The 23812-nt window shown below is 66.8% G+C and carries 25 protein-coding genes and 4 pseudogenes; 13 read left to right on the top strand and 16 right to left on the bottom strand.

Going from position 1 to position 23812, the window contains the following annotated elements; all coding sequences use genetic code 11:
- Positions 1 to 42: 42 nt before the first annotated feature.
- From ACZ45Z_RS07310 to ACZ45Z_RS07290, 5 genes are all read right to left on the bottom strand, one after another.
- On the bottom strand, positions 43 to 456 hold the full coding sequence (locus tag ACZ45Z_RS07310) for a lasso peptide biosynthesis B2 protein (RefSeq protein WP_468357552.1): 414 nt from the start codon (positions 454 to 456) through the stop codon (positions 43 to 45).
- A complete protein-coding gene (locus ACZ45Z_RS07305) occupies positions 453 to 710 on the bottom strand; it encodes a lasso peptide biosynthesis PqqD family chaperone (protein ID WP_468357549.1) in 258 nt (85 codons plus the stop codon). The genes ACZ45Z_RS07310 and ACZ45Z_RS07305 overlap by 4 nt, the downstream gene beginning before the upstream one ends.
- Positions 691 to 2463, bottom strand: coding sequence for an asparagine synthase-related protein (locus tag ACZ45Z_RS07300; protein ID WP_468357546.1), 1773 nt, complete (start codon positions 2461 to 2463; stop codon positions 691 to 693). Before ACZ45Z_RS07300 ends, ACZ45Z_RS07305 begins: the two co-directional genes overlap by 20 nt.
- 233 nt (positions 2464 to 2696) lie before the next feature.
- Positions 2697 to 2837, bottom strand: a complete 141-nt coding sequence (locus ACZ45Z_RS07295) for a burhizin family lasso peptide precursor (protein ID WP_468357543.1) — start codon at positions 2835 to 2837, stop codon at positions 2697 to 2699.
- A gap of 89 nt (positions 2838 to 2926) precedes the next feature.
- The gene (locus ACZ45Z_RS07290; protein WP_468357540.1) at positions 2927 to 3610 is read right to left on the bottom strand and encodes a hypothetical protein; all 684 of its coding nucleotides are present in this window, start codon (positions 3608 to 3610) and stop codon (positions 2927 to 2929) included.
- Positions 3611 to 3975: 365 nt separating this feature from the next.
- On the opposite strand from ACZ45Z_RS07290, the gene ACZ45Z_RS07285 reads away from it, so the two are divergent.
- Positions 3976 to 4503 carry a DinB family protein gene (locus ACZ45Z_RS07285; protein ID WP_468357537.1) on the top strand — a complete coding sequence of 176 codons (528 nt, stop codon included), beginning with the start codon at positions 3976 to 3978 and terminating at the stop codon, positions 4501 to 4503.
- Positions 4504 to 5416: 913 nt separating this feature from the next.
- On the opposite strand, the gene ACZ45Z_RS07280 is transcribed toward ACZ45Z_RS07285, so the two are convergent.
- From ACZ45Z_RS07280 to ACZ45Z_RS07270, 3 genes are all read right to left on the bottom strand, one after another.
- Positions 5417 to 6250 (bottom strand): PIG-L family deacetylase, encoded by an 834-nt coding sequence (locus ACZ45Z_RS07280; RefSeq protein ID WP_468357534.1) that lies wholly within the window; start codon positions 6248 to 6250, stop codon positions 5417 to 5419.
- Positions 6251 to 6902: 652 nt separating this feature from the next.
- Entirely contained in the window at positions 6903 to 7085 is a 183-nt protein-coding gene (locus ACZ45Z_RS07275; protein ID WP_468358702.1) for a DIP1984 family protein, read from the bottom strand.
- Positions 7082 to 7291: a DUF6243 family protein gene (locus tag ACZ45Z_RS07270; RefSeq protein ID WP_468357531.1), complete on the bottom strand. Its 210-nt coding sequence runs from the start codon at positions 7289 to 7291 to the stop codon at positions 7082 to 7084. The genes ACZ45Z_RS07275 and ACZ45Z_RS07270 overlap by 4 nt, the downstream gene beginning before the upstream one ends.
- 221 nt (positions 7292 to 7512) lie before the next feature.
- Between ACZ45Z_RS07270 and ACZ45Z_RS07265 the strand changes: the two genes are divergently transcribed.
- Complete coding sequence (locus ACZ45Z_RS07265) at positions 7513 to 7953, top strand: recombinase family protein (protein ID WP_468358699.1); 441 nt, start codon at positions 7513 to 7515, stop codon at positions 7951 to 7953.
- A 419-nt stretch (positions 7954 to 8372) separates the two neighbouring features.
- On the opposite strand, the gene ACZ45Z_RS07260 is transcribed toward ACZ45Z_RS07265, so the two are convergent.
- Both ACZ45Z_RS07260 and ACZ45Z_RS07255 read right to left on the bottom strand, forming a co-directional pair.
- A complete protein-coding gene (locus tag ACZ45Z_RS07260; RefSeq protein ID WP_468357528.1) occupies positions 8373 to 9392 on the bottom strand; it encodes a transposase in 1020 nt (339 codons plus the stop codon).
- A gap of 38 nt (positions 9393 to 9430) precedes the next feature.
- Positions 9431 to 10279 carry a helix-turn-helix transcriptional regulator gene (locus ACZ45Z_RS07255; protein WP_468357525.1) on the bottom strand — a complete coding sequence of 283 codons (849 nt, stop codon included), beginning with the start codon at positions 10277 to 10279 and terminating at the stop codon, positions 9431 to 9433.
- A 138-nt stretch (positions 10280 to 10417) separates the two neighbouring features.
- Here ACZ45Z_RS07255 and ACZ45Z_RS07250 point away from each other — a divergent pair, with 138 nt between their 5' ends.
- Positions 10418 to 11197 carry an NAD(P)H-dependent oxidoreductase gene (locus ACZ45Z_RS07250; protein WP_468357522.1) on the top strand — a complete coding sequence of 260 codons (780 nt, stop codon included), beginning with the start codon at positions 10418 to 10420 and terminating at the stop codon, positions 11195 to 11197.
- Between the two features lie 103 nt (positions 11198 to 11300).
- Here the strand turns inward: ACZ45Z_RS07250 and ACZ45Z_RS07245 are convergent.
- The 5 genes and pseudogenes from ACZ45Z_RS07245 to ACZ45Z_RS07225 form a co-directional block, all read right to left on the bottom strand.
- A pseudogene (locus ACZ45Z_RS07245) lies at positions 11301 to 11471 on the bottom strand (transposase); the annotation flags it as partial.
- A 622-nt stretch (positions 11472 to 12093) separates the two neighbouring features.
- Positions 12094 to 12636, bottom strand: coding sequence for a hypothetical protein (locus ACZ45Z_RS07240; protein WP_468357519.1), 543 nt, complete (start codon positions 12634 to 12636; stop codon positions 12094 to 12096).
- A gap of 338 nt (positions 12637 to 12974) precedes the next feature.
- Complete coding sequence (locus ACZ45Z_RS07235; RefSeq protein WP_468357516.1) at positions 12975 to 13604, bottom strand: pentapeptide repeat-containing protein; 630 nt, start codon at positions 13602 to 13604, stop codon at positions 12975 to 12977.
- A 59-nt stretch (positions 13605 to 13663) separates the two neighbouring features.
- On the bottom strand, positions 13664 to 14500 hold the full coding sequence (locus ACZ45Z_RS07230; RefSeq protein ID WP_468357513.1) for an FAD-dependent monooxygenase: 837 nt from the start codon (positions 14498 to 14500) through the stop codon (positions 13664 to 13666).
- The gene (locus ACZ45Z_RS07225) at positions 14481 to 14774 is read right to left on the bottom strand and encodes an FAD-dependent monooxygenase (protein WP_468357510.1); all 294 of its coding nucleotides are present in this window, start codon (positions 14772 to 14774) and stop codon (positions 14481 to 14483) included. Before ACZ45Z_RS07225 ends, ACZ45Z_RS07230 begins: the two co-directional genes overlap by 20 nt.
- A gap of 156 nt (positions 14775 to 14930) precedes the next feature.
- On the opposite strand from ACZ45Z_RS07225, the gene ACZ45Z_RS07220 reads away from it, so the two are divergent.
- From ACZ45Z_RS07220 to ACZ45Z_RS07185, 8 genes and pseudogenes are all read left to right on the top strand, one after another.
- A complete protein-coding gene (locus ACZ45Z_RS07220) occupies positions 14931 to 15917 on the top strand; it encodes a GntR family transcriptional regulator (protein WP_468357507.1) in 987 nt (328 codons plus the stop codon).
- Between the two features lie 522 nt (positions 15918 to 16439).
- Entirely contained in the window at positions 16440 to 17000 is a 561-nt protein-coding gene (locus ACZ45Z_RS07215; RefSeq protein WP_468357504.1) for an isochorismatase family protein, read from the top strand.
- 119 nt (positions 17001 to 17119) lie between these two features.
- Complete coding sequence (locus ACZ45Z_RS07210; RefSeq protein WP_468357501.1) at positions 17120 to 17368, top strand: hypothetical protein; 249 nt, start codon at positions 17120 to 17122, stop codon at positions 17366 to 17368.
- Between the two features lie 197 nt (positions 17369 to 17565).
- Positions 17566 to 17887 (top strand): annotated as a pseudogene (locus tag ACZ45Z_RS07205) (lamin tail domain-containing protein); the annotation flags it as partial.
- Positions 17888 to 18310: 423 nt separating this feature from the next.
- On the top strand, positions 18311 to 18514 hold the full coding sequence (locus ACZ45Z_RS07200; RefSeq protein ID WP_468357498.1) for a cold-shock protein: 204 nt from the start codon (positions 18311 to 18313) through the stop codon (positions 18512 to 18514).
- 594 nt (positions 18515 to 19108) lie between these two features.
- A pseudogene (locus ACZ45Z_RS07195) lies at positions 19109 to 19234 on the top strand (IS21-like element helper ATPase IstB); the annotation flags it as partial.
- Between the two features lie 239 nt (positions 19235 to 19473).
- On the top strand, positions 19474 to 20229 hold the full coding sequence (locus ACZ45Z_RS07190) for a hypothetical protein (protein WP_468357495.1): 756 nt from the start codon (positions 19474 to 19476) through the stop codon (positions 20227 to 20229).
- A gap of 197 nt (positions 20230 to 20426) precedes the next feature.
- Complete coding sequence (locus tag ACZ45Z_RS07185) at positions 20427 to 21374, top strand: YcxB family protein (protein ID WP_468357492.1); 948 nt, start codon at positions 20427 to 20429, stop codon at positions 21372 to 21374.
- Between the two features lie 136 nt (positions 21375 to 21510).
- Here the strand turns inward: ACZ45Z_RS07185 and ACZ45Z_RS07180 are convergent.
- Positions 21511 to 21633 (bottom strand): annotated as a pseudogene (locus tag ACZ45Z_RS07180) (IS5/IS1182 family transposase); the annotation flags it as partial.
- Positions 21634 to 21975: 342 nt separating this feature from the next.
- On the opposite strand from ACZ45Z_RS07180, the gene ACZ45Z_RS07175 reads away from it, so the two are divergent.
- Positions 21976 to 22512 carry an SMI1/KNR4 family protein gene (locus tag ACZ45Z_RS07175; RefSeq protein WP_468357489.1) on the top strand — a complete coding sequence of 179 codons (537 nt, stop codon included), beginning with the start codon at positions 21976 to 21978 and terminating at the stop codon, positions 22510 to 22512.
- 263 nt (positions 22513 to 22775) lie between these two features.
- Positions 22776 to 23804, top strand: a complete 1029-nt coding sequence (locus tag ACZ45Z_RS07170; protein ID WP_468357486.1) for a S66 family peptidase — start codon at positions 22776 to 22778, stop codon at positions 23802 to 23804.
- Positions 23805 to 23812: the final 8 nt, after the last annotated feature.

The following is a 23812-nucleotide window of genomic DNA, read 5'->3' as shown; positions in this document are numbered from 1 at the left end:
CGCCCTGCCGCCATACCCGGTTCTGGTCGTCCTGCTGTGGGCTCAGCGTGGTGGGACGGTGAGCATGGTGTGGTAGGTGGCAGTGTCGGCGGGTTCGCCGACGGGCCGTCCTTCGGCTTCGACCCAGGCGTGGGCGGCGAAGGGGGAGGTGCGTACTCCGGTGCACCAGGTGGGCCAGGTTCCACCGATGCGGCACAGCAGCGCGGTAGCCAGGGAGCGTTGGAGGCAGTAACGGCCCGAGCAAAGGACGCTGACCGCGGTTACGTCCCCTCGCGCGCTCAACGCCCGGTCGTAGGAAGCGCTCTTCGCTCCCCGGCGGGCGGCCCGCAGTACCGCTTGGAGGCGTGCGGGAGGCAGGTGTGCCAGAAGCCGGGCGGCGCCGACAGCGGTGTGGGCGGCCAACCGGCGTAGTGCCGGGGGGCGGGTCCCGGTGGTGTCGAGTGTCTGCCGGCTCACGGGGCGCTCACCAGCCCGGCACGGGTGAGCTGGCCGATCAGGGCGGTGACATCGGCTTCGGCATGCTCACGGCTGACGGGGCGTGCCTTGACCAGGGCGTCGGTGATCTGCTGGGGCGTGGAACCGTTCAGGAATGCCTGCAGGACGGTGGTGCCGGTGGCGTTGAGCTGCCAGTACCGGCCGGCGCGCTGGTCGAGCAGGACCATGCCGTCTTCGGTGGCGGTGCAGGTGACATCAGCGCGTAGTCGGCTCAACGGGGTGCTCCTCGGGTTCGGTGGGGGTGAGGTGGGCGGGGAGGGGGTGGGCGGCAAGGTCGCGCAGCCACAGTTCGGCTGCCAGGAGTTGCTCCAGCCCGTGCGACCTGCCGGTGAGGAGTTCGGGGCTGTGCAGCACGCGCCGCAGCCCGTTCTCGTCGGCGATGCCGGCGGCGACCAGGTGGGAGTTGCAGGCGAGGTCGGCGAGGTCGCGGCGGTGCTGCCGCAGGCTGTGGTGCCATTCCTGGGTGACGTGGTCCTTGGTGACTCTCTCCAGCAGGTGACTGGGGACGATGCCGTCCACCGCCGCCGTCAGGAGCGGTTTGTAGGTCCAGGGACTGGTTGTGTCCTGCGCGCGTACTGCCAGGCACGCGGCGATCACCGTGTCGTCGCAGAACGGGCTGTCCGCGGGCAGCCCGTCGACCGTCGAGTCGTGCGAGAAGATGGAGGCGATCCTGCCCGCTTCCCTTGCCTGGTGGAGCCGCCCGTGCAGGCCGCATTCGGGGACCAGAGGCTGTGCTTCTTGCGCGGCAGTGTCCAGGAGGCCGGCCAGGAGGTCCACAGCACTGTCGGTGGCCCACTCCGGAAGGCGCGGCCCCATGCCCCAGCTGTCGGGGCCGGGCCGGTCGGCTGCGGGCTCGCGCAGTCGGCCGCCGGCCGCAGACAGCCAGCGGCCGTAGGAGCGGCCGTTGAACAGCATCTTCGCGGTGGCCAGCAGCGGCCAGCGCGACCGCGCTCTCCACCCGGCCGCGTGCCGCAGCGCCGTGACCGGATAGCGGCGCACCAGTGTGTGGAGATAGGACCGGGGAGGCAGCAGGACGTCGTCGCCGCCGTATCCGGTCAGGCGCAGTTGCGCGCCCCGGTGGCGCAATGCGTGGGCCAGGTGTTCCTGCACGGCCCGCCCCCGTGTCACGGCTGTGGGCTCGTCGGCCGGGTCGTGCCGTTCTCCCATCCCGGCGAAGTAGCCCGGCAGCTCGGCGAACGTGAAGACCAGGGACTGGGAGCCGGGCAGGTGCTCCGCGGCATACGGGCCGTAGTGCCGGTCCTCGTTGCCGGGGGTAGTGCTGTGCAGGGATGCGGTTACCAGGCGGGCCCCGGCCTCGGCAGCCAGGAAGCACAGCGAGGTGGAGTCCATGCCGCCGGAGAGATCCGCTCCCAGGACCTGCCCCGGCCGCACGCGCAACGACACCGCCTCTCGCAGCGCATCGCGCAGGGCAGGCGCACCCTCAGCGAGGGGGAGCTGCGGCGAGGACGGCTGCCACCACGCCCTCGTGCGGTGACTCCCGTCCCGTTCCAGGACCAGCGCCCGGCCCGGCGCGACGGCGTGCACTTGGCGCCACATCGCGCCGCCGGCCAGGGGATGGGGCGGCGGGTCGGTGGTCGCGATGCGGGCGGCGAGCTGACCGGTGTCCACCGGCGCCTGCGTGAGCCAGGCCAGGGTGCGGGCGCGGTCCGCGCATACCGTCACCCCCTCAACCGTCGCCTGGTACAGGCGGCGTGTCCCGAAGGCGCTGCCCCGTAGGTAGCTGCGTCCGTCGAGGGACGCGAGCACATGGAAGGTGCCGGCGGCGCCGCGCACCGCTGTCTCGACATCTGCCAGATCGCGCACGCCCTTCAAGCGGACGCTCAGGTCCTGCGAGGTGAGCGAGCATCGCCCGGCCACTGCCAGCAGGGACGTGCCGGCCGAGGCGAACGCCCACTGCTCCTTCGGCCAGTGACCGAACAGCCACGGCCGTCCCGACGCGTGCGGCACGCTTTGCGGAGCATGCCTTCGCAACCGGTCCAGGACATCGGATGCCATCGCCCGATCCGGAACCACCACGAACCAAGCTGCCGAACCCTCGCCCAAGAACATTCCCCCTTCAAAAGGGGCGGGCGCGGACTCGCCGCGCCCGCCCGATGGGCCGAACATGCTCCGGCAGCGGCTCAGCCCGACGCCGTCACCACCGCCCGCGGCCCTAACTCAACGAACACGGCGCCCGCTTGTTAGTCGTCGTCATACTTGCCGAAGCCCGCCTCATTCTTTTCGCCGACCGCGCCCTGGGTGTGTTCGGCGAAGTCGCCCACATCGACCATCAGCGGGCTCTCATAGATGTCAGCGGGCTCGATACGCAACGTCGCGTCCACAGCAACTCCCCTTTCTCATGAGCAGGCGGAAACCTGCCCTCTCATAGGTATTAACCCGCAAGCCTGGTCAGCAGGAACGAATCCGCCCGTCAAACCCCTCTGCCGTGTGATTGATCGACCTGAGGCACCAGAACGCGCTCCAGGAGCTCGGAATCACCCTCGGGCCGCACACCGCGACGACCGCGCCAACCGCCCGCCGGGACCCCACTGACACTTCTCGTGCCAGAGCCCACTTCCATGTCGGCCGACACGGGGGTTCTTGCGCCCGGCGATGGCGTCGGCGTGGTGGGGGCGAGGGCGTCGCGCCCGTCGGCCGGCCGATCCTGATCGATATCGGCGGGGTACTCGTCCCGGACTACCTGACCGCAGCCGTCACCGAATGGAGCACCCGGCTTGGGATGTCTCAACAAGCCTTCCTGGCTGCTGTGTTCGGTCGGAACGGCGATCAGGTCCTCATCGGTCGTATGAGTGAAGCGTCTCCACGCGATTCGGTTCCCGCCATCAGCAGACAACGACATCATGGCGCTCGTCGTGCCGGAGAACACCGAGAAGGACCGAGAAGGACGGAAGGAAGTGCCCGCACGGCTCGCCCGCGGAAGGCTCCGAACCAGATCAGAGGAGAACGTCATGCCCCCACCAGCGACGAAGCTTCGCCCGAGGCTCCATGCACCGAACGGTGCGCCCGCTGCGGCAGGCTCATCGACGACACCGACTGCACGCCATACACCTGCCAGCATCCCTGCGCCGTCTGCGACCACGTCGGTGATGTGCACCGGGACTGGTATGTGCACCTCGGTGAACAGTGGATCTGCCGCCGGTGTCCCGAAGGCAAGACGCACTGGCACGACTAGATCCCAGCCCCCGCCCTCGGCCTTGGGGAAGGGCACAGCCAGCGACGGTGACGTTCCGTGTCCAGCGCATCGGAGGGGCCAGCCCAACTGGCCGCCGGTGGGGACCATCAGTGGGGAGCAGATGTCCGTACGCGGGGAAAAGATCTGGCTCTGATCAACATTTCGGGATGACCGAGCGTGAGCGCTACGACCTGTCCGGCGGACCATGCTGAGAGCCCAAGGTCTTCCGAGGCTCATCGCTGTCTCGTTTCCCCGGTTCCGGTCGATGGCCTGTGCAAGGGTGCGTCATGAGTGTGACACCGGACGGGCGTCCCATTCCGCCCCCGCAGGCCGATGAACGCGCCATGCTGGAAAGCTGGTTGGACTTTCACCGTGCAACGCTCGCGTTGAAGTGCGCGGAGCTCGATGACCATCAGATGCGCTTGGCCGCGGTAGCGCCTTCGCCGATGACGCTGCTGGGCTCGGTCCAACACATGGCTGAGGTGGAACGCAACTGGATCCAGCGGGTGTTCGCGGGACGTGAGATCCCGACGGTGTACGCAGAGAGCAAGGGGGACGGCTTCGACCTCGTCCCGGACCGCGGGGTCGATGAGGTGCTGGCCGTCTGGCGCGCGGAAGTGGCGCGGGGCTGCGAACTGATCGTCGGCTCATCGCTGGAGGACTCCGGCAAGCTCTCGGAACAGGAGGCCGGTCACGTCGGGGACCAGGGGGTCTCCTTGCGCTGGATCCTCGTCCACATGATCGAGGAGTATGCGCGCCACAACGGCCATGCTGACCTGATCCGGGAGCGCATCGACGGCGTCACGGGTGCGTGAAGCACGGCTGTGGCAGCTCAGGGACGGAACCATGAGCGTCGGCGGGTCCTGCCACGGGACACCGGTCTGTTGCCAGAACGAGCCCGATGGGCGACAGGCGCATGATTCTCGGAGGCGCTTAACAGATGCTGTGGAGGTGTCGAAGCCCATGGTGGAGACAGTTCGCACGGCAGATTGAGAAACGCTCCGTGTCCCACTAGGCGCGTTGCGTGTAGCGCGGAACGATGCTGACAGTTTGCTGACCTCGCAGCGTGAATTCTGACCCATCTTGCGGTGATTTCATGGCGCCAGCGAGGTCGCCGATTTGCCAATAGCGTGGAACTCTGGACGAGTTGATACTCTTCATCTGGAGAGCGAAGAACATTGCGAATTTCGCTAATTCCTAATTAGGGAATTAGAGGGGACATGGACTACACCTGCATGCCCCAGGGTGATGTGACCCTACGATGCCCCTGGTGAGGCGGCAAACTTGCAGGTCAGATGGGTCTTTCGCAAGCCTTCGATCATGTGCGGGTTCGGCAGCGTGGAGGCTGGTCTGGCAGGGCTGATGCTGGCCCGATGCTGACTTTTCTGACCAGGTGTCAGGTCTAGTGTCCGAGAGTGCAGATGCTGTTTGCCGGCGGTGCGTGACCCAGGTCGGCAGGTGGACAGGGAGTAACCCGGCTATGCCGATGAAGAGCGGCACGGGGGTGCCCTTGCCGCCTATCCCGATCAACGGTGAAGCGATCGCCCAGGATTCCGAGCACGGCTGAGCTGGTTCCGGCCGCGCGCGGTATCCGCCTGTCGACGCGGCCGGCGAGTGCCTCGACGCGGGCTGCCGGAGCGGAACTCGCGTGGACAAGCCTCCGGGTGTGTCCGCTCGATCGCACCGTGTGGCCGATGAGTGTTCCCGCGCCTCGGTCGGAAGGGCGGATTAGCGCAGTCCGGCGAAGAGATCGTTCTCGGGTACCGCCGCACCGGTGGCGTCCTTGACACGTACAAAGGTCTCCATGCCCATCAACTCGCCGAACCTCTCCTTGGCCATCTTGAGGAAGAAGATGTTCTCGCCCTGACTGGCGTGCGCGGCCAGCGCATCGAACTTCTGACCGCTGAATGCGGTGGTGTCCACCCACGTGGTGATCTCATCGTCGGGGAGGCCGATTTCGGCTATCGCGGCGGCCTCGGCAGGATCCGGCTCCGGCATGTCCTCATGAAACTCGCGCATGGTCTCCCCGAACCGCTGCATCGTCGAGCGGGGCATCGTCGTCCAGTACACCTTCGGTGTCAGCGCGGTCATCTCCAGCGCCGCCATCGTGATGCGGTGGGCCTGGATGTGGTCGGGGTGGCCGTAGAAGCCGTTCTCGTCGTAGGTGACGACCACATCGGGTCGGTAGTGCCGCATGAGTTCCGCAAGTCGGGCGGCGCCTTCCTCCACGGGGGTCTGCCAGAAGGAGCCGGGGGCGTCGTTGCTCGGCCAGCCGATCATCCCGGAGTCGGCATAGTCCAGCATCTCCAGATCGCTGACCTTCAGGACGTCACAGCTCGCCTCGAGTTCTTGACGGCGCATCAAGGCGACGGCCGCCGGATCGTGCCCGGGATCGCTCGGCTTGACACCCCCCGGTCCGTCACCGCAACCGCCGTCGGTACACGTCACGAGAACCGTGCGGATGCCCTCCGCCGCGTACCGCGCGAGGACCCCTCCGGTTCCGGTGGCCTCGTCGTCGGGGTGTGCGTGTACTGCCATGAGCGTCAAGGGCCGGTCAGTCATGAAACAGTCCTCCTGCAGAAATACGTCTTGTTCTGAGTGCGCGGCGGGGTACAGCGATCCTGGGGCCCGGAACCTGGTGGGGCGGACGACCTTGTGGTCTCCGTGTTCCCCGCCCGTGCGGCGCCGGTCTCTCGGTCGATGCAACCGTGCCGACCGGCCTGGCTGTTCCCGGCGCGGCCGTGGCCTTCCAGCCTTCGGATTTCAACGCGAACGAGGTACAGGCGCGACCTGCCGTCCTGTCGCATTGCGTCTGGCGTGTTGTGGGTTGCTGACCAGCGCGGTTGCCAGGTTGTTTGAGACCGACTGTGGCCAGCGTTCGTAAACGACCTGGCTTTCGCGGAAGTCTCGTTCGCGATGGATGACTGGAGCGCTGCCAAAATCGCCAACGCAATGCCGGCGATCGCCGTTCTCCTTGGTGCTGCGATGCGAAAAGCCCGAACCCGCCCTCGCCGCCTCGGATCTGCACGTGGTGATGTGCTGTGCAATGTGCACCTTTACCTGTAAGCGGTGCTGAGCTGCACTGTTGATGGGGAGTCGAACCCCCGCGTTGCTCATCACGCGCCAGGTGCGGGCTGGAAAGCCGTCAGCCCTCGGTGGGTGCACGCCTCCGAAGCTGCCTTCTGCTCCACATCGTCCCAGCCAGATGGACTGCTCAGTCCAGCAGATCGACCTCCCAGTTCGTACGCTGGATACGCACATTGACCTCGCGGATCTCCCGGGTGAGTGCATCCGCCTGACCGCGCAGTTCGGCGACGTGAAGCGCGGAAGCCCGGACCGCGCGTCGCGGTCCGGGCCCTGCCCCGTGCGGTGCCGCCCTGCGGCGGCGGTGCGTCAGCTCTGTGCAGTGTCGTCGTCCGTCTGCCCGGCGCCCTCAGATGCGCCTGCCTTCTCGCGCATCTTGCGCACCAGCTCCGCCTTCTGGTCGGCGGCGCCCTGGCGGTCGAGGTTGCGGTGCGGACCGTTGTTCTGCCGTTCGGCGCGGGACAGCTTCTTGCGCTGGCCGCCGCCCATGCCCACGGGGTTGTTGATGTTCTTGCTCACGGGTTCTCCCGGAATGATGTGAAGTGATCTACGGATTCATCGGTGGGGGACAGGCGCTGCGGCGTCGAAGGACGTCAGCAGGGGCCCATCACGCTCTCACTCGTAAATCGGCGTCTGGAAGAACATGACAAAGACATTACCCGGTTCCGTCGGCCCCGCACACCAAGTTTCTCGCCGCCCCTGGCGGTACTCCCCGCGTCCGCAGCCGGCGCCCGGATGGGATACGCCCGGGTATTCACCAAGGGTCAGCTGCTCGATCGGCAGATCGGCGGATCTTCGCCGACAAGAAGTCCGGCAAGAACGCGGAGCGCGAGGAGCTGTGGGCCGCGCTGGACTACCTGCGCCCCGGGGACCCCCTCGTTGTCCCGGCCCTGGACAGGCTCGGTCGCTCGATCCAGGACCTGATATCCATCGCCGGCGGGCTTCGGAAACGAGAGCGCGCCGTGCGCCGCCGGCCAACGACGACGTGGAACTTCAGCAGGCCGTCCAGCACGGTGCGCAATCGGTGCTGGCCGAAGACGATTATCCGGTCGGTGACTTCGGATCGAGCTGTGTGCACGAACCTCTCGGCATACGCATTTGCTCGCGGGCTTCGGGGCGGGATCTTCACAGCCTCGATGCCTGCTCCTGCTAGGACCGCGTCGAACGCTGCGGTGGACTGACCGGCCCGGTCTTGTACAAGACACGTGAACTCGACAGCACAGTCGCCGGCAGCCGACCCGAATCCCCCCGGCGGACACCCGCCGAGCAGGATCAGGTCACGGAGCTGCGCGCCCGACGACTCGACCTGGTCACGCCCGTCATGACTCGCCCTTACTCGGACACACCTGGGACGACGCGCCCCCGGGCCCGTTTCTCGCTCAAGCACGCCCCCGAATGACCGACGGCGAGGCGACCACCGTTTCTTCTCGTGCTAGCAACCGGATATTCACGCGTTTGCGAGGACACCTGGCCGCACCGTCTCTCACCGGCGGAAGCGGAAGTTGATGGTCACCTGGATGGCCTTGATGCCTCCCCCTAACAGGCTGCCCCGCGATTGGTCTTGAGGCGTGTTGGCCTGGAGGTTCGGCTGGTGGGTGATTCAGCAGGCCGTGGGGCGGGCGAGCACGAGTTCGGTGCTCGGTTTGCGGCGGGTGGGCCTGCGTGCCGCGCGGTCGGAGACAAGTCCGGCGATGGCGCTGTGGGTTTCGCTGTAGGTCTCACGGTGCCCGGTGTATCGCTGGAGCGGACGCCACTGCCGGTGTTCGGCGTTCGCGCGCTCGATGCAGATCCGGCGGGAGGACGGGCGGCGCTTCATCTCGCGCCAGCCGTAGTTCTCGGTCAGCGGGGCGTCGTCGTCGGTGTGGCCTTTCGCCTTCTTCGGTGGGGCCGAAACCTGTTCGGGGAACTCGTTGGCCAGGCCGCGGTAGCCGTCGTCGACCTCGGCCTTCACGCTGGGGCGTCGGCGGAACTGCTGGGCGATGCCCTCGGTGCGCATCGCGGTCTGATCGTGCATCCGGCCCGGCCGGGTGGCCCCGGACCACAGGGTGCGGCCCTGGCCGTCGCTGATCGTGGTGGTCTTGATGGTGTTCTGCTTGCGTTTGCCGGAGATGAAGGCCCGCCGTCCGGGCCTGCCCGCCTTCGGACGGCGGACCTGGGTCTCCATCCCGTCGATCCTGAGCGTGACCTGCTCGGCCTCGGCGTAGGCGAACACGTCCTCCAACGTGCGCAGCCGCAGCCCGGGCCGCTCCGGGATGGCGAACCCGCGCTCGGCGAGCAGCGGACGGATCTCACTGATCGCTCGGCCGATCGTGGACGAGCCCACCTGGTAGATCACACCGAGGGCGGCATGAGTGAGCCCGGTCCGCAGATGCACCAGCGTCACCAGCAGCCGGTCGACGAAGACCAGCTCGTACTTCGGCCCGGCCCCCGCCTCCCGTTTCCGGGAACCGTGACGCCGCTCATGACGCCCGGATTCACACCGCGCTTCCCAGCGCGCGGCGAGCTCCGCGGCAAGCTCACCCAGGTGCTCCTCCGACAGACCGCAGAAGGCGGAATGGGACATGGCCGCGTGGGCCTGACTCGGCATCACACCCGAATCAACTCGCGCGACCTTCGCCATGTCCCAACTGTGACCAAGATCAATCACGAGGCAGCCCGTTAGCGGCGGATCTGAGCGTTCACTGTGGGATGCGCGTCATCGCTGTCCGCGCCCAGGCCCACGAGCAGGCGCAGTCCGTCCTCGGCGGGGCTGCCGGGAGCTGCGGACAGGACCAGCAGCTCCATACCCGATTCATCCGGTAGTGCGAAGTTCTCCTGGTGCAGTTCCAGCAGTCCGACCAGCGGGTGGCGGTACGCCTTGTGTCCATGGGTGCGGGCGCGCACGTCTGCGCGGGCCCAGAGGCGGCGGAAGCGCTCGCTGCCCATCGCCAGTTCGCCGATGAGCGAGGCCAGGCGGGGGTCCTCGGGGTATTTGCCGGCGGCCAGGCGCAGATGCCCGACCACGTCGAGGGTGCATTTCTCCCAGTCCGCGTAAAGGCCCCGCTCGGCCTCCTCAAGAAAGATGTGCCGGGCGGTGTTCAGGCCCGGCATCGGCCGGCCGAAGAGGAGCCCGGCGAGGCGGTTCCCGGCGAGCACGTCCAGACGGTGGTCCATGATCAGCGCGGGTGCGTCGGCGACCAGGTCGAGGACGCGCAGCAGTTCCGGCCGGACCCGTCCGGCCGGCGCCTTCGCGTGGCGGCGGCGCTGCCGGGCGAGCCGGAAGAGGTGGCCGCGTTCGGTCTCGTCGAGCTCGAGGACGCGGGCGAGCGCGTCGAGGACCTGCTCGGAGGGCTGGGTCGCTCGGCCCTGCTCCAGACGCACGTAGTAGTCGACGCTGACGCCGGACAGGTGCGCAACCTCTTCGCGGCGCAGCCCTTCGACCCGGCGGCGGCTGCCGGTGGGGATGCCCACGACCGCCGGGTCGACCCGGGAACGCCGGGTCCGCAGGAAGCCCGCAAGATCGTCCATGCCCCCAGTATGGCCTCGGTGTTGCCCGTGAAGGTGGTCCTGCCAGTACCAGGAAGTCCCGTCCGATGGAAGAGGCGCCCCTGAACGCCGGGCGCCGCGGCGCCCAGGATCGGAGGCATCCGATCCGAAGGAGTTCTCATGAAGACGCTGATCGTCTACGCCCACCCGGAGCCGAAGTCGCTCAACAGCTCGCTGAAGGACCTCGCGGTGTCCACCTTGGAGAACGCCGGGCACGAGGTACGGGTGAGCGATCTTTACGCGATGAACTGGAAGGCGGTCGTGGACGCCGCGGACTACGGCCCCGACGCCTCAAGTCCGCTGAAGGTTGCCCTGGACTCGGGCCGGGCCTTCGACGCTGGCACGCTCACCTCGGACGTCCTCGCAGAGCAGGAGAAGCTGCTGTGGGCCGACACGATCATCTTCCAGTTCCCGCTGTGGTGGTACACGATGCCCGCGATCCTCAAAGGCTGGGTGGACCGGGTGTTCACCTACCACTTCGCGTACGGCGTCGGTGAGCACAGCGACACCAGGTACGGCGAGCGCTTCGGCGAAGGGACCCTCGCTGGCAGGAAGGCTCTGCTGTCGGTGACCGCAGGCGGCCCGGAGTCGCACTACGCCGCTCGCGGGATCAACGGCCCCATCGACGATCTGCTGTTCCCGATCCACCACGGCATCCTCTACTACCCGGGCATCGAGGTGCTGCCGCCGTTCGTGCTGTACGGGACCGACCGGATGACCAGCGTGGAGTACCCGGACGTCGCCAAGGCCTGGGAGCAGCGCCTGCTCACCCTGGAGTCGACCGAGCCGATCGCGTTCCGGCGGCAGAACTTCGGTGACTACGAGATCCCCTCGCTGCACCTGAAGGAGGGAATGGAGCCGGCGGGTCGCACGGGTTTCGGGCTGCACGTGCGCGGCTAACGGGATGCCCGTGACTCGTGCTCGCCCGCCCCACGGCCTGCTGAATCACCCACCAGCCGAACCTCCAGGCCAACACGCCTCAAGACCAATCGCGGGGCAGCTCGTTACCAAACCGGGATGGCAGATCGCGCCACGGGATACCGGTCCGCAACCGGAACGGAATCCCGTTGATCACCCTGCGGTGACACTTCCAACGGCCGCCCCGCCCAACGTTTTTTGGCAAGTACGGCTTCAGCTTGGCCCACTCCGCGTCACTGAGATCTCCCCGTCCCACATGCCTGGGAACGAGTTCTCCTCTCGGTTCGTCACCGACCCATCAGACAGGCCCTAGGCAAGAGCCCGGCCGCTTAGGAGAGGCAATGCGTAAGGACGATTCTCGCTGCGATGAAGCCACCGCAGGTGGCGGCCTGGTGTATGGCCTCGGTGTGGGGGTCGTTGTGGCGGCGTCAGGACCGCCAGGCTGGGTGATTGCGGCTATCGCTGCTGCGGCGACGATCGGCGGCATGCTGTACGCGCACGGCAGCGCGGACGCCTGCTCGGAGGGCCCGGAGCCGAAAGACGGAGGAGCAGACGGCGGACCGGATGCGGGCGGCAGTAATGGCGTCAACAGGGGAATCCTGTTGGGTCTGCTCCCTGTGGGGGTCTCGGCTGCCGTCGCGGTGATGGAGCGGGAAGGCCGGGAATCCCCACGGACTCGGAACCTCGTGACCGTGGCCGTCTTCTCAGGGCTGGTATCGGCGATGGGGACCCCTCTCCTGACGGCTCGGACCGCCAGGAGGTGACCAACCGTCCGACGGGGCGCCGTCGCACCCGCACAGGGCCGACATCGCACCGTTCGCCCCCCGACCACCTCTGGATCCCGGACAAGCTCCCCATATCCGCGACATAGCGATGCGTCAGAAGAGCGCGGCAAGGGCTGCGGCCGCTGAAACAAGAAGAATCCCGACCACGAGGACTTGCGTCTTCTCTGTCAGTGACAGCCGCCTCCACCAGGTTCCTCGTGGTACTTCACCGTTGACGAGGAGCTGCGGTCTTCTGGACAGCCGCCGAGCCCACCACCAAGTAGCCAGCACGCCAGCCAAGCCGAAGGCGATCCCGGCCATCAACCGAGGTGATGGCTGGGGATTTCCCAAATTGTCCAGAATGAGGGCCGAGCACCCAATGAGGATCAAGAGGACGACCAGCCCGGGGAGCTGCGCATGTGGATCCTTGCCCTGCTCAAGAGCGCCAGTCCCGGACAGCAACAGGTAGAGCCGAGCAGCTTGCCCGTACACCCACGTCGCATCTTGCCCGGCGATGCGGATGGAGGTCCGTCCTTCATTGATTGACACCATCACTTGGCGCTCATGGCCTTGATCGGCTTCTAGTAAGAGGCTTTTCCACTGCTCAACGTCGCCGGACGTCGTCCCTCGATTGACCGCCTCGATCAGCTCATCCAATGAAGGCTGGCGAAGCCTCGTCCCATTCCGCAAGGTGGAGACAGAGACGACCTCTGCAGGGACTCCCTCAGAGATCACCGCGAAGATCCGGTCCAAATCACTACGCCCAAGGCGGCATCGAGGGAAGATATGCACCTTTTCGTGAAGTTCGCGAGGGTACGACATGTTTGCACGTTACTTGAAGGTGGTCAGCGACTGAGCCATGCCGAGACGACGCTGTCACTCGGCTAGAGCAGATGCGACGTCAGAGGAGCCCGGTATTCGCTTTGGCAGGGCTTGAGGGTGCGAGACTCCGACGTCCGCGTGGCGTCACCGACCTGCTTCCGGGAGCCGATCGGCTACGGGAAGGCCGGTTCGAGGGTGCCGGCCAACACATATGCCGGCTCTACGGCGTTTTCTGAACGGCGGTCAGCGTCACAGTTATGCCACCTTCTGTGACACCGCAAGTCAGGCCTCTGGCGACCCTTATGAGGTGCCCTCATGTCCCCATGCGGTCTAAAGCGCGGTTCAGTCCACCGGAACCGGAGAGGGCAGGCTGGGCTCACGGTTCCAACTCTCGTCACACTGCGGATGCGGAATACCCCCGGCTCGATCTCCTCCGACCGCCCGCGGATTTCCCAATACAACTCGGCTGGCCACTCCGTCACCGACGTCCAGCGGACTCCAACCAGGTCGGCGTCAGTCAGGCGAGCGTAGGTCAGGTTGGCGCCAGCCAGGTTGGCGCCGGGGGGCTGGGTGCCGTGGTCGGGGTGTGACTGAGCGGCCGAGTTGGCCCGTGAGCGCTTGAGTTGGCCCGGGTGAGCGTCGTGGTGGGCCCGCTGCGGCTTTTCACGGTAGATGACACCTGATCGCGGCGGTTGCCACCTGGGCCGATGGAACGAAGTGCATGCGGATCTGAGTATCCGAATTGGCGGACGGGGGCGGGCACGGAGGAGTGTCCGGTTGATCGTGTGGATCGTTTTCCGCATGGCCTGCCGAGCGAGGGATCTGGTAGGTCGTTGGAGGAGGTACGCCCCAGGCCCAGCGGTCAGCCGTCGAGGGAGATCGCGTTCTTCGCTCGTTCAAAGGACTCTTCGGACGCCTCACCGCCGGGATTCTCTGTGGCGAGTGCCTGGTTGAGTTCGACGAACGGGCGCAGACGTTCCTCGTATCGCGGAAGCGCGGCACGCTGGTCGCCATCCGCCCTGTCGAGTTCATCGACCAGCACGTAGGCACCCACCAGGGCCAGGCTGGTGCCCTGCCCGGACAGCGGCGACGGACAGTAGCCCGCGTCACCGATCAGCACGGCCCTGCCATCCGACCAGCGATCCATGGGGATCTGAGCCATCGCGTCGAAGTAGAAGTCGGACGCTGTCCGCATGGCTTTCAGCAGCCTCGGGGTGTCCCCACCCAGATGCGACATCCGCACGGCGAGGATCGACTTCTGCTGCTCGGTGTCGCGGTAGTCGTAGTCGAGGGGCTCGGACGTGAAGCCGAGCGTGGCCCTGATCTCGGAGTTGTCACGCACCGGGTAGACGCAGTAGCTGGCGGTGTCGTCCTGGAGCCACACCTGCCAGTTGTCGAGGCTCAAGAAGTTGTCCGTGCTGAAGACGGCCAGGTGAGAGCCGAGATGGCGGATGAACTGACGCTCCGCGCCGAAGGCCAGTTGCCGCACCTTCGAGTGGAGGCCGTCCGCCCCGACCACAAGGTCGAAAGTCCGGCGCCGGCCGTGCTCGAAGCTGACGTTGATGCCGTGCGGGTCCTGATCGAGGGCGATCACAGAGTCACTGAAGAGGTATTCGACATCGTCCCGTGTTTGCCGGTACAGCAGTTGCGTGAGGTCTTCCCGCAACAACTCGATATCTTCACTGTCGAGCCGTGCCACTGCTGAACGTCATCTCGGTGGAGCGCCACAGCTCGTTGCCGTCACCGTCGTGCATCGACATTCCGCGCATGTGGGTACGTGCCCGCTGCGCCTCCGCCAAGAGGCCCATCCGCTCAAGGACGCCGAGTGCAACGCCGCGGACGTCGATCGCATGGCCGCCTGGACGTATGCCGCGAGCGCGTTCGACGAACGTCGGCGCATAGCCCCGACGCCGCAGCCAGTAGGCGGTTGTAAGTCCGGCAACGCTCGCACCGGAGATGAGCACGGTCTTCACGGAAACCCCCTACGTACGGTGTACGCGCTTGAATGTACGCCGTACGCCCAGGGGTGCCAAGTGCTCATTCTGTGGCTGTGTACTAGGGCAGGTAAGTGTCTCACTGCCATCTTCCCTGCTAGGTTCTGTACTAGTACAGGAAGAAGGAGGAGGCAGGTGGCCGCAAAACTCGTCCCGCCCTATCTGCGTGTCGCCGCCGAAATCCGGCGACGCATCACCGATGGGGAACTCGCTCCCGGCGACCGGGTTCCCTCGACGCGTCAGATAGCCAGGGAATGGAATGTCGCACTGGCCACCGCCACGAAGGCGCTCACCGCTCTGAGCCAGGAGGGGCTGGTACGGGCAAAGCCGCGCGTAGGCACTGTGGTGGCCGATCCTCACCGCCGCCCCGCTCCAGCCCACCCCCGCACGACCACCGCTGCGGAGGGTGAGCTCAGCCGTGAACGCGTCGTGCACACCGCCATCGAGATCGCCGACGCTGAAGGGCTGACCGCTGTGTCCATGCGGAGCGTCGCGGCACGCCTGAACGCCGCCACAATGTCGCCCTACCGCTATGTGAGCAGCAAGGACGACCTCGTGCTCCTCATGGCCGACGCTGTTCTAGGTGAGCTCCGCCTTCCCCCTGAAGCGTCTGCCCACTGGAGAGCCCAGCTGGAGTTGGGTGCCCGGTCGCTCTGGGCGCTGCACCGCGCACATCCTTGGCTGGCGCAGATCGGCCCGCTCACCCGCCCGTTGATACTGCCCAACCTGATGGCCTACTCGGAGTGGATGCTGACTGCGCTTGGCGGTCACGGCCTCGACCCGACGACGATGCTCAATCTGAACGTGCTGCTCTACAGCCACGTACAGGGCATTGCAGTCCAGTTGGAACGAGAAGCCCACGCCGCAAGCATCACGGGCCTGTCGGAAGACCAGTGGCTCAACACCCAGGCCCCCGCCCTTGCAGCGATCACCGCGTCCGGCCAGTACCCGACATTCACCCAGGTCATCGAAGCCGTCGGAGAATCCGGCTACGACCTGGACCTCGACGCACTGTTCGAAATCGGCCTCGCCTCAATGCTGGACGGCGTGGGCACACTCATCGAGGGCCGACCAGCCGACCAGGTCCAGACACCCGGACATGCTCAAACAGCCGCAGAGTAGTCCAGGGGAGTTTCGCCACCGCCTCCGTGCGCGCTCGCGAAAGTACGTCCCCCTCACAGGGAAGCGCCAAGGGCGTCCCCGACAACGCCGTTCTTCGCGTTGGTGGTGTCAACTGGGCCGAAAAACAAGCGAAAATGTCGACAAGAACGACCTTCCGGTGTCAAGAAGAGCGATCAGACTGTCCAAAGACTCAGCTCAACTCATCATCGCAGTGTCAGCTATCTCGAAAAGTCGCACCCGCAGGGCAGAGGTCGCCTTGCTCACCTGCGTGGTTTGCGCAAGAAGCGGACGGCGGGCCGGGTTGGACGGCCGCGGATCTGGCCGTTTTCCCGGCGCCGGCGTCGTTCCCGGTATGCGGGTTCACCTCGCGGGCGGGACAGCGGCATCGCCCCGGACTGCAGTACATACCGGACTTCCTCGTGCTGCTGCCGGGGCGGCGGTGCTGATCGACGACCGGTCCGCTGTCAGTGGGTGGGGCTACCCTGCGTGGGCACAAGAGCCAGCGTGAATCAGGGGGAGACCATGACCACACTTGAGAACCGGCCGAACACCGCACTTCTCGTCGTCGACGTGCAGAATGTCGTCGTCAAGGAGGCTCACGAGCGCGACGTGGTCGTCGCGAACGTCGGCAGCCTTGTCGAGAAGGCGCGGCGGGAACGGGTCCCGGTTGTCTGGGTCCAGCACTCCGACGACCAGCTTGCGAGGGGGAGCGACGACTGGCGGATCGTCCCCGAGCTGACTCCGGGCGACGCCGAGCCGCTCGTCGAGAAGAACTATGGCGACTCCTTCGAGGACACCACCCTTGAGACCGTGCTGTCGGGCCTCGGGGTCGGACGACTCGTCGTTGTCGGCGCACAGACCGATGCGTGCATCCGCTCGACGCTCCACGGCGCGTTCGTCAGGGGGTACGACGCGACCCTTGTCAGCGACGCCCACACGACGGGGGACAGGACTGTATGGGGGGCGCCGCCGCCGGACCAGGTCATTGCGCACACGAACCTGTACTGGGCCTACCAGACGGCGCCGGGGCGGACGGCTGGGGCGGTCGAGACCAAGGACGTCGTCTTCGGCGGCACATCCTGACGACTTGAGTTGCGCCCTGCGGGCCAACCGCGACGCTTCCGGGCCAACTCGGCCGCTCAGTCACACTGCGCAAGGTCCAATCGGAGCTGTCCGCCATATACAGGCGGTTGCCGTGGTCGGTGGAGCCCCTTCCGGGCTGGACACACACCAAGGAGGGCGACCGCTCGTACGAATCAAAGCGCCCCGACTCCCCAGGCTGGACCGACGAGGAAAAGCAGCAGGTCAGCGAATTGCGCACCCGCCAGATGCAGCTCGTCACCCACATCTTCGTCCACGACTTCTGGGCCTCGTGCCCAGATTCGGTCACTGCGCGCTCGGCGCTCAAGCACGTCGCGGCGCCCGACGCCGCCTCGACCCGTGATGGATGACAAGGACGAGCTGGCGCCGGACGTCTCGGCCCCACGGGCAGACGTCACGCTTGCGGACGGTCAGCACCTGCAGGCGGCGGTGATCCGTCGGCGCCGGGACCGTTCGGGCGTGTGGTGGTACGACCTGGCCATCGAGCTGCCCGACCGGGTGGAGGACCGTCGCCACGGGCCGTCCCTGGCGTCCCGGACGATCACTCCGCGACGACCGCTCCAACTGGAGCCTGAACGCCGAATGGGTCACCGTGAAGAACACCGGCCGCTGGCCGGTGAACCTCAAGGCTGGACCCTCTCCGACAAGACGGGCCACAGCTACCGCTTCGGCAACGTCCGCCTCAACGGCCACTTCCAAGTCCGGTCCACACCGGCATCGGCCGCGACACCTACCACGACCTCTACCAGGACCGCCGCGCCTACGTCTGGGACAACGACGGCGACACCGCCACCCTGCGCAACGACCACCGCCGCATCGTCGACACCAAGACCTGGGGCCGCCACGGCCACTGGGGCCACCACCACTAACCCCCACGGGCCGGCCCCGCCTTGGTCCCTCCGGCCGGCCCTCCACGGTGCGCCGCAGGATCCCGCTCCTGCGGCGCACGGCTTGATGTGACGGTGGTGTCTCTTCCCAGAGGGTGGGGTAGACGCTTGGCCGTCCCCGACTGGCACCCCCGTCCAGCCGGGGACGGCCTACGCGGAGAGTGTCGCGCTTAGGGCGGTCGCCGCGAGGCGCTAATGGGTACCGCTGGGGCGTTGGGCGTCGGCGACCTGGTCAAGCACGCCGACGGCGAGGGGTGCGATCCCCGGCTCTGTGCCGACACCGGCGGGTTAAGGCGAGGCCGCGAATGGGCGTGTCGGCGCCCTGGGATCCGGCGGAGACCTCACGATCGCTTGGCAGCGTCAGGCGGGACAGCGACTCCTGTCCCGGGCACGAAGGAGAGCGCATTGGCTACCGGCACAGTGAAGTGGTTCAACTCGGAGAAGGGCTTCGGCTTCATCGCACAGGACAGCGGCGGCCCCGACGTCTTCGTCCACTACTCGGCTATCGCCAGCACCGGATTCCGCCAACTCACCGAGGGACAGAAGGTCCAGTTCGATGTGGTCCAGGGGCCCAAGGGGCCTCAGGCGGAGAACGTCACCCCCGCCTGAGGCGGCCGGCAGCCTTCTTGGGCCGAGCGAACGTCCCCCGGGTGAGGCCAAAACCCTGCGGCGTACCCGTGATGTACAGGCTGTCCCGGGCCTTCGACGGCGTCGGCTTCAGAGGGGTCCATGGATCACGACGAGGTGGGCGTGCGCACATAGGCGGGCCAGCCGACTCAACCGGCTCACAGCCCTTCCTGCGTGCTGCCACGTCGGTTCGTGGAGAGGGTCGCCAACCGTAGGTCGGGCAGGGCGCCGACGTCGGCCTCCGAAGGCAGCGACTCCCGCCTCGGGACTCCACCACACCCCGCTGGCATCCCGGCCTCGGCCAGCTCATGTATGTCAGACGGAGGCCTGGGGAGCCGGCCATGGACGGTGGCGTGGCAGGGCGGGAGCAGGGAGCTCGGACAGGAGCCGCTCGGTGAGGTTGCAGTTAACGCGGTCGGTGACGGGAGTCGAAGGGCCCAGGTCTCCGGGCTCGCGCACTTCGTCGCTCCACAGAGGCCTGGCGTCCGCGCGCTTCAGTCCGGGTTGGCTTCGAGGTGCTGGTTTTGCCATGCGATGGTGCGCGGCGCGTCCAGGTCCGCCCGCAGTGGTCGCGTCCCCCGGCTCTGCGCGGCCATCGTCGACCGCCTCACCTTCAACGGCACCATCATCGAGACCGGCACTGACTCCTATCGCCTCGCCAGCACACGAGCCCGGGCTGAGAAACCCGCCAAGGTCGGCTGAGTGCGATAGCTGCCGATCTTGCCGTGGGCGACTGTGCGACATCCCACGAGTTCCCCGGACCTCCGCTGAGCACTTGACCCTGTGGCCAGGGGGTCCTTCCTTCGTCGGGGGCTCGACTTCCTGCTGACGTAACTTCGGAATTCCTGAATGGCTCTCGCCTTGTCCGACCGATCTGTGTCCTGGATGTGAAGGCAAGGGTCGATGCACCTCGGCGCAGTGACTGGGGGATGATCTCCTGCGTGACGAAGGAAGCGGATGCGGGTGCGGGCGTTGATGAAGCCCATGCGTGGGACGCGCGGTTGGGCTGGGCGTTCGGGCTCATAGCCGACGATCCCGCGGAACGGGCTGCGGCGCTGGTCCGTCTCGCTGATGCCCAGGGGAACGTGCGGGATGCTCTTGGCCGGTTCAACGAGTTGTGGCGCTTGACGCTGCCGCTTGGAGGACAAGTGCAGTGGCGGGATCCGGCCTTCCTGCAGGCACATGAGATGTACCTCGAAGCCGGGAATTTTTCGCTGCCCAACGCGTTGTGGAACCGCCCGCCCGGGGACGTCAGGACGTGGCAGGGTCTGCCCTATGCGCTCCTCTTCCTGGAATGGGAGGCAAGCTATCCGCAGGAGTGGACCCGGCATGCCAAGGAGTGGGGCACGAAACAGAGCCTCATACGGGACGTGGCGGTCGCTGGCCACAGTGAGACGGTCAGGGCGAAACTCACTGACCTGGTCGAGATCGTCGTTCAGAGGGCCTACCGCTGCAAGGACCGCGAGTACTTGCGCGTTGCTCGAGCCGTTGACAGTGAAGATCTGCGCGACAGGCTGGAAACTGCCGCTCGGTCTGACAACCCATGGGCGCGGAGGCATGCCGGCTATGTTCTTTGGCTCCTCAATCGCCCCGAGGTGCCGAACACGATCCACGTGTGGCAGAACTGGATTGCGGCCGAAGCCGGAGAGCGAGGTCTCCATCCGCCCCCCTCCGCGAGGCGGTCGCCGACTCGGTAGAGGCGCTTCCGGCCACTGGCGTCCCGAGGCTCTTCGGCCTCGGGGAACAACGGAACGGCGATTGCTGTAGCGGTAAGCACGGTTCCAGCAGGCCACGACCAGGGCGGCGACGCTCTCAGAACTGCCTCCTGACCCCCAGCACGCCCCCTCCCTCTCCGCCGCTACGATCCGGTTGATCACCGAACCGGGGAGGGGACATGGCCGAGGGCCGGGAAGCGACGGACGCTGTCGCGGAGAGACCGATAAAGCTGGCCTACCGGCCCACCGTCGACGACCTCGCAGCAGCGATCCGCACCCGGGCGAAGAGCACCAGAGCGGGCCCTTTCCGGCGCCGGCTGCTGATCTACACACTGGTGGTCACGGCCGTCGGAGTCCTGCTGTCGACGCTCGGCGACAGCCACCGTGACACACCGTGGCACCTATACCTGGCGCCGGTGGCCTTCGTCGCCTTCATGACCGCCGTGCCGCGGCTGCAGGCCCGCCAGTTCCACCGGCTCAGCGAGCGGCAGGGCGACTTCCGCGCCGTCGTCGACGACCCGGGGATCCGCCTCACCACCGCCCACAGCTCGGCCACTCTCGACTGGCACCTGTACCCGCGCTATGCCGAGACCCCGGAGCTGTTCGTGCTGCTCAGCGCCGACAAGTCCGCTGTCGGCGTCGTCGTCCTGCCTAAGCGCGGCCTGAGCAACCCGGAGGATGCGGGCCGGCTGCGGGCGATCCTCGATCGGCACCTCGTACGCGCGGATGCCGCTGCGGCGCCGAACGCCGACAGGACGCCGAGCCGGGGCCGGGCCGTCGGGCGCGGAGCGGGCGCCGTCGGGCTCCTGTTCCTCGGGCTGGTGCTGTTCTTCTTCGCCTACGCCGCCGTCCAGAAGGCCGCGGACCCAGATTCCTTCCCCGGGCTCCAGCACAACAACGCGCCAGTCTCGGCTATCGCCCTGATCCTGGGGGCGTGGGCCGTCGCCGGCGCATGGTGGGTCGTACGGCGGATGAAGGTGATGCGGATCGTGACCGCCGTGCTCGCCGCAGCCGTGCTGCTGGTCAGCGGCGCCGCCCTCTACCGCATCGGGCCGATGCTGCACTGCTGGGGCTCGGACCGGATCGCCCGAGGCCCCGACGGCGACTACGCCTGCTACGACTTCTGAGCGGGCCCGGAGCTCACTCCTCGGCGGCACCTGCGGCGGCGCAGCTGCCGCAGGTGCCGAAGATCTCGATGGTGTGGGCGACATCGACGAAGCAGTCCGGAGGCGTCAATCACCATACCGACGGCCACTCACGAAGAGGTGCCTGTTTGCGGGCGCCGGTGGCGTGCTGGTGGGCTCTGCACACGGTGGAGTCCACGCTCACGATGGACCAGTCGATGCGGCTCTCCGCGTCGGCGTCGGCCTGGACGGCCCGCAGGATTGTGCGACATCCCGTGAGTTCCCCTGAGCCACACTGAGTCCCCAGGCTGGTGGCCGGGGACTTCTTCCTCCTCCATGTGCTCTGTCGGCCTGTGACGTAACTTCGGGATTCTCGAAGCGTTCTCATCTCGTCCGACCGATCCGCAGTCGGGTCGAAGGCGAGGAGGCTCGGGTTGGCGGCGCTGGCAGTCGTACGGGACCTGCGTGAGCACTGGCCCGACGGGCTGTCCTCGGCTTCATGCTGACGAACATTCAGTTTCCGCGAACTCGCTGGCCTCCAGGGGGCTGAGGGACATCGGAACGAAGGTCGGTGCTAAAAGACTGTTGTATGTGGGTTCAGCGAGTGATCGAACTGACCGGGTGGGAGCCGCTCGGGATCTCCGTCGACTGGGTGGCGATCGAGGGAGAGCTGGGGGTTCCGCTGCCGGAGGACTACAAGGAGCTCTACGAGGCGTTCAGTGGCGGCGTCTTCAGTGATTCCGTCTACTTTCTGGGGCGCGACGAGGGCCTCGCGTTCGACTTCCTGACACAGCGGCGGGTCTCCCTGTCGGTCGACCAGGACAGCAAGCTCGGAAGCGTCTCCGCCGTCGATCCCTATGCGATCTACGCGCCGGGCGGCAAGGGGCTGGTTGAGTGGGGCTCCACTGAATGGGCCGACGAGTACTGCTGGCTGATCGATGCCGAGCGGCCGGGCGATTACCCCGTCCTTGCGCGGTCCAATGACGTCGGCGGATGGCACCGGTACGACATGTCCACCTCTGAGTTCCTCTACCGCGTCCTTGCCGATGCCGATTTTCAACCCTTCGGGATCGCGCAGTACGACCTCGGCACGACGTTCAAGCCCGGCTCCGGCGCCCCCATCGATGGCCAGCCGCTCTGACGAGAGGCTGGCCGTCCCACGTTCGTGGACACGACAGTGCCGTCGTTTCTCAGGTTCTGGATCACTTTCTGTGGAGCGCTCACACTGTGTGACGTCAGGCGGAATCCGCGAGATCTGCAATGGGGCGTAGTTCGGCCAGGTGTCCTGCCAGTGCTTCACGGCCTGACTAGGTGTTTTTGAACCTGGTGACCCGGCATCCGGGCCGTTGGGAGCACATAGAACTCGGTGTCCTCCGGGTATGGCGCTGTGTCAAAATCCAGCGCATGGCTGTTCGATACCCGTCCCCCCTGCGTCCCGGTGACCGTGTTGGTGTTACCTCTCCATCGAGCGGGGTCGCGCAGGAATTGCGTGAGCGCCTCAATGTCGCCGTTCGTGACGTCCAGGACCGCGGGTACGAGGTCGTCATCGGACGGTGCATGGACGGCTCCGGACACGTCAGTGCTTCGGCCGCTGACCGCGCGAGCGAGCTGATGTCGATGCTGACCGACTCCACCATCAAGGCCATCGTGCCGCCGTGGGGCGGAGAGACCGCGATTGACCTGCTACCGCTGCTCGACTGGGACAGGCTGCGGGAGGCAGAGCCCACCTGGCTCGTCGGATTCTCCGACATGTCGACCCTGATCACGCCGATGACTCTGCTCACTGGGACGGCGACAGTCCATGGCAACAACCTCATGGACACGCCCTACCGAGTGCCCGAAGGACTGCGATCGTGGCTCGACATCGTCGCAGCGCCCTGGGGGCACCAGTTCACCCAGACCCCGCCCGGTCGCCATCGGGCCACCGGCTTTGACGACTTCGCCGCCTTCCCCGACATACGCGAGTACACGCTCGACTCCGTGGGCGCCTGGACCCGGCTCGACGGGTGCGGTGACGTGGAGGCCGAGGGAAGGCTGATCGGCGGCTGCATCGAAACTCTGTGCAATCTCGCAGGGACGGCCTACCTCGACGTCTCGACCTTCGCTCGCAACGAGTCACCGGATGGGCTCCTCGTGTATGTGGAGGCAGCCGGCGACGATGCTTTCACCATCTGCCGGAACCTCCATGGCATGAGGCTCGCTGGGTTCTTCGATCGGGCGAACGCGGTTCTCGTTGGCCGGACCAGCGCACCCGACAACCGTTCCCTCAGTCAGCACGAGGCCGTCCTCGATGCACTTGGTTCTCTCAACGTGCCGATCATCGCCGAGATCGAGTGCGGCCACGTGCCGCCCTACATGCCGATCGTCAACGGAGGGTACGGCCGTATCGTTCACACACCGAGCCGGAGCGAATTGACGCAGACCTTGGACTGACGCATCAG

The organism is Streptomyces sp. NPDC031210 (assembly GCF_055570395.1).
This window is presented reverse-complemented; position numbering and strand designations above follow the sequence as displayed.

Coding starts and splice junctions, on each gene's coding strand:
- ACZ45Z_RS07170 (WP_468357486.1), top strand. CDS start 22,776: ATGGCTGTTCGATACCCGTCCCCCCTGCGTCCCGGTGACCGTGTTGGT.
- ACZ45Z_RS07285 (WP_468357537.1), top strand. CDS start 3,976: ATGAGTGTGACACCGGACGGGCGTCCCATTCCGCCCCCGCAGGCCGAT.
- ACZ45Z_RS07215 (WP_468357504.1), top strand. CDS start 16,440: ATGACCACACTTGAGAACCGGCCGAACACCGCACTTCTCGTCGTCGAC.
- ACZ45Z_RS07260 (WP_468357528.1), bottom strand. CDS start 9,392: ATGGCGAAGGTCGCGCGAGTTGATTCGGGTGTGATGCCGAGTCAGGCC.
- ACZ45Z_RS07235 (WP_468357516.1), bottom strand. CDS start 13,604: ATGCGGAAAACGATCCACACGATCAACCGGACACTCCTCCGTGCCCGC.
- ACZ45Z_RS07185 (WP_468357492.1), top strand. CDS start 20,427: ATGGCCGAGGGCCGGGAAGCGACGGACGCTGTCGCGGAGAGACCGATA.
- ACZ45Z_RS07280 (WP_468357534.1), bottom strand. CDS start 6,250: ATGACTGACCGGCCCTTGACGCTCATGGCAGTACACGCACACCCCGAC.
- ACZ45Z_RS07250 (WP_468357522.1), top strand. CDS start 10,418: ATGAAGACGCTGATCGTCTACGCCCACCCGGAGCCGAAGTCGCTCAAC.
- ACZ45Z_RS07255 (WP_468357525.1), bottom strand. CDS start 10,279: ATGGACGATCTTGCGGGCTTCCTGCGGACCCGGCGTTCCCGGGTCGAC.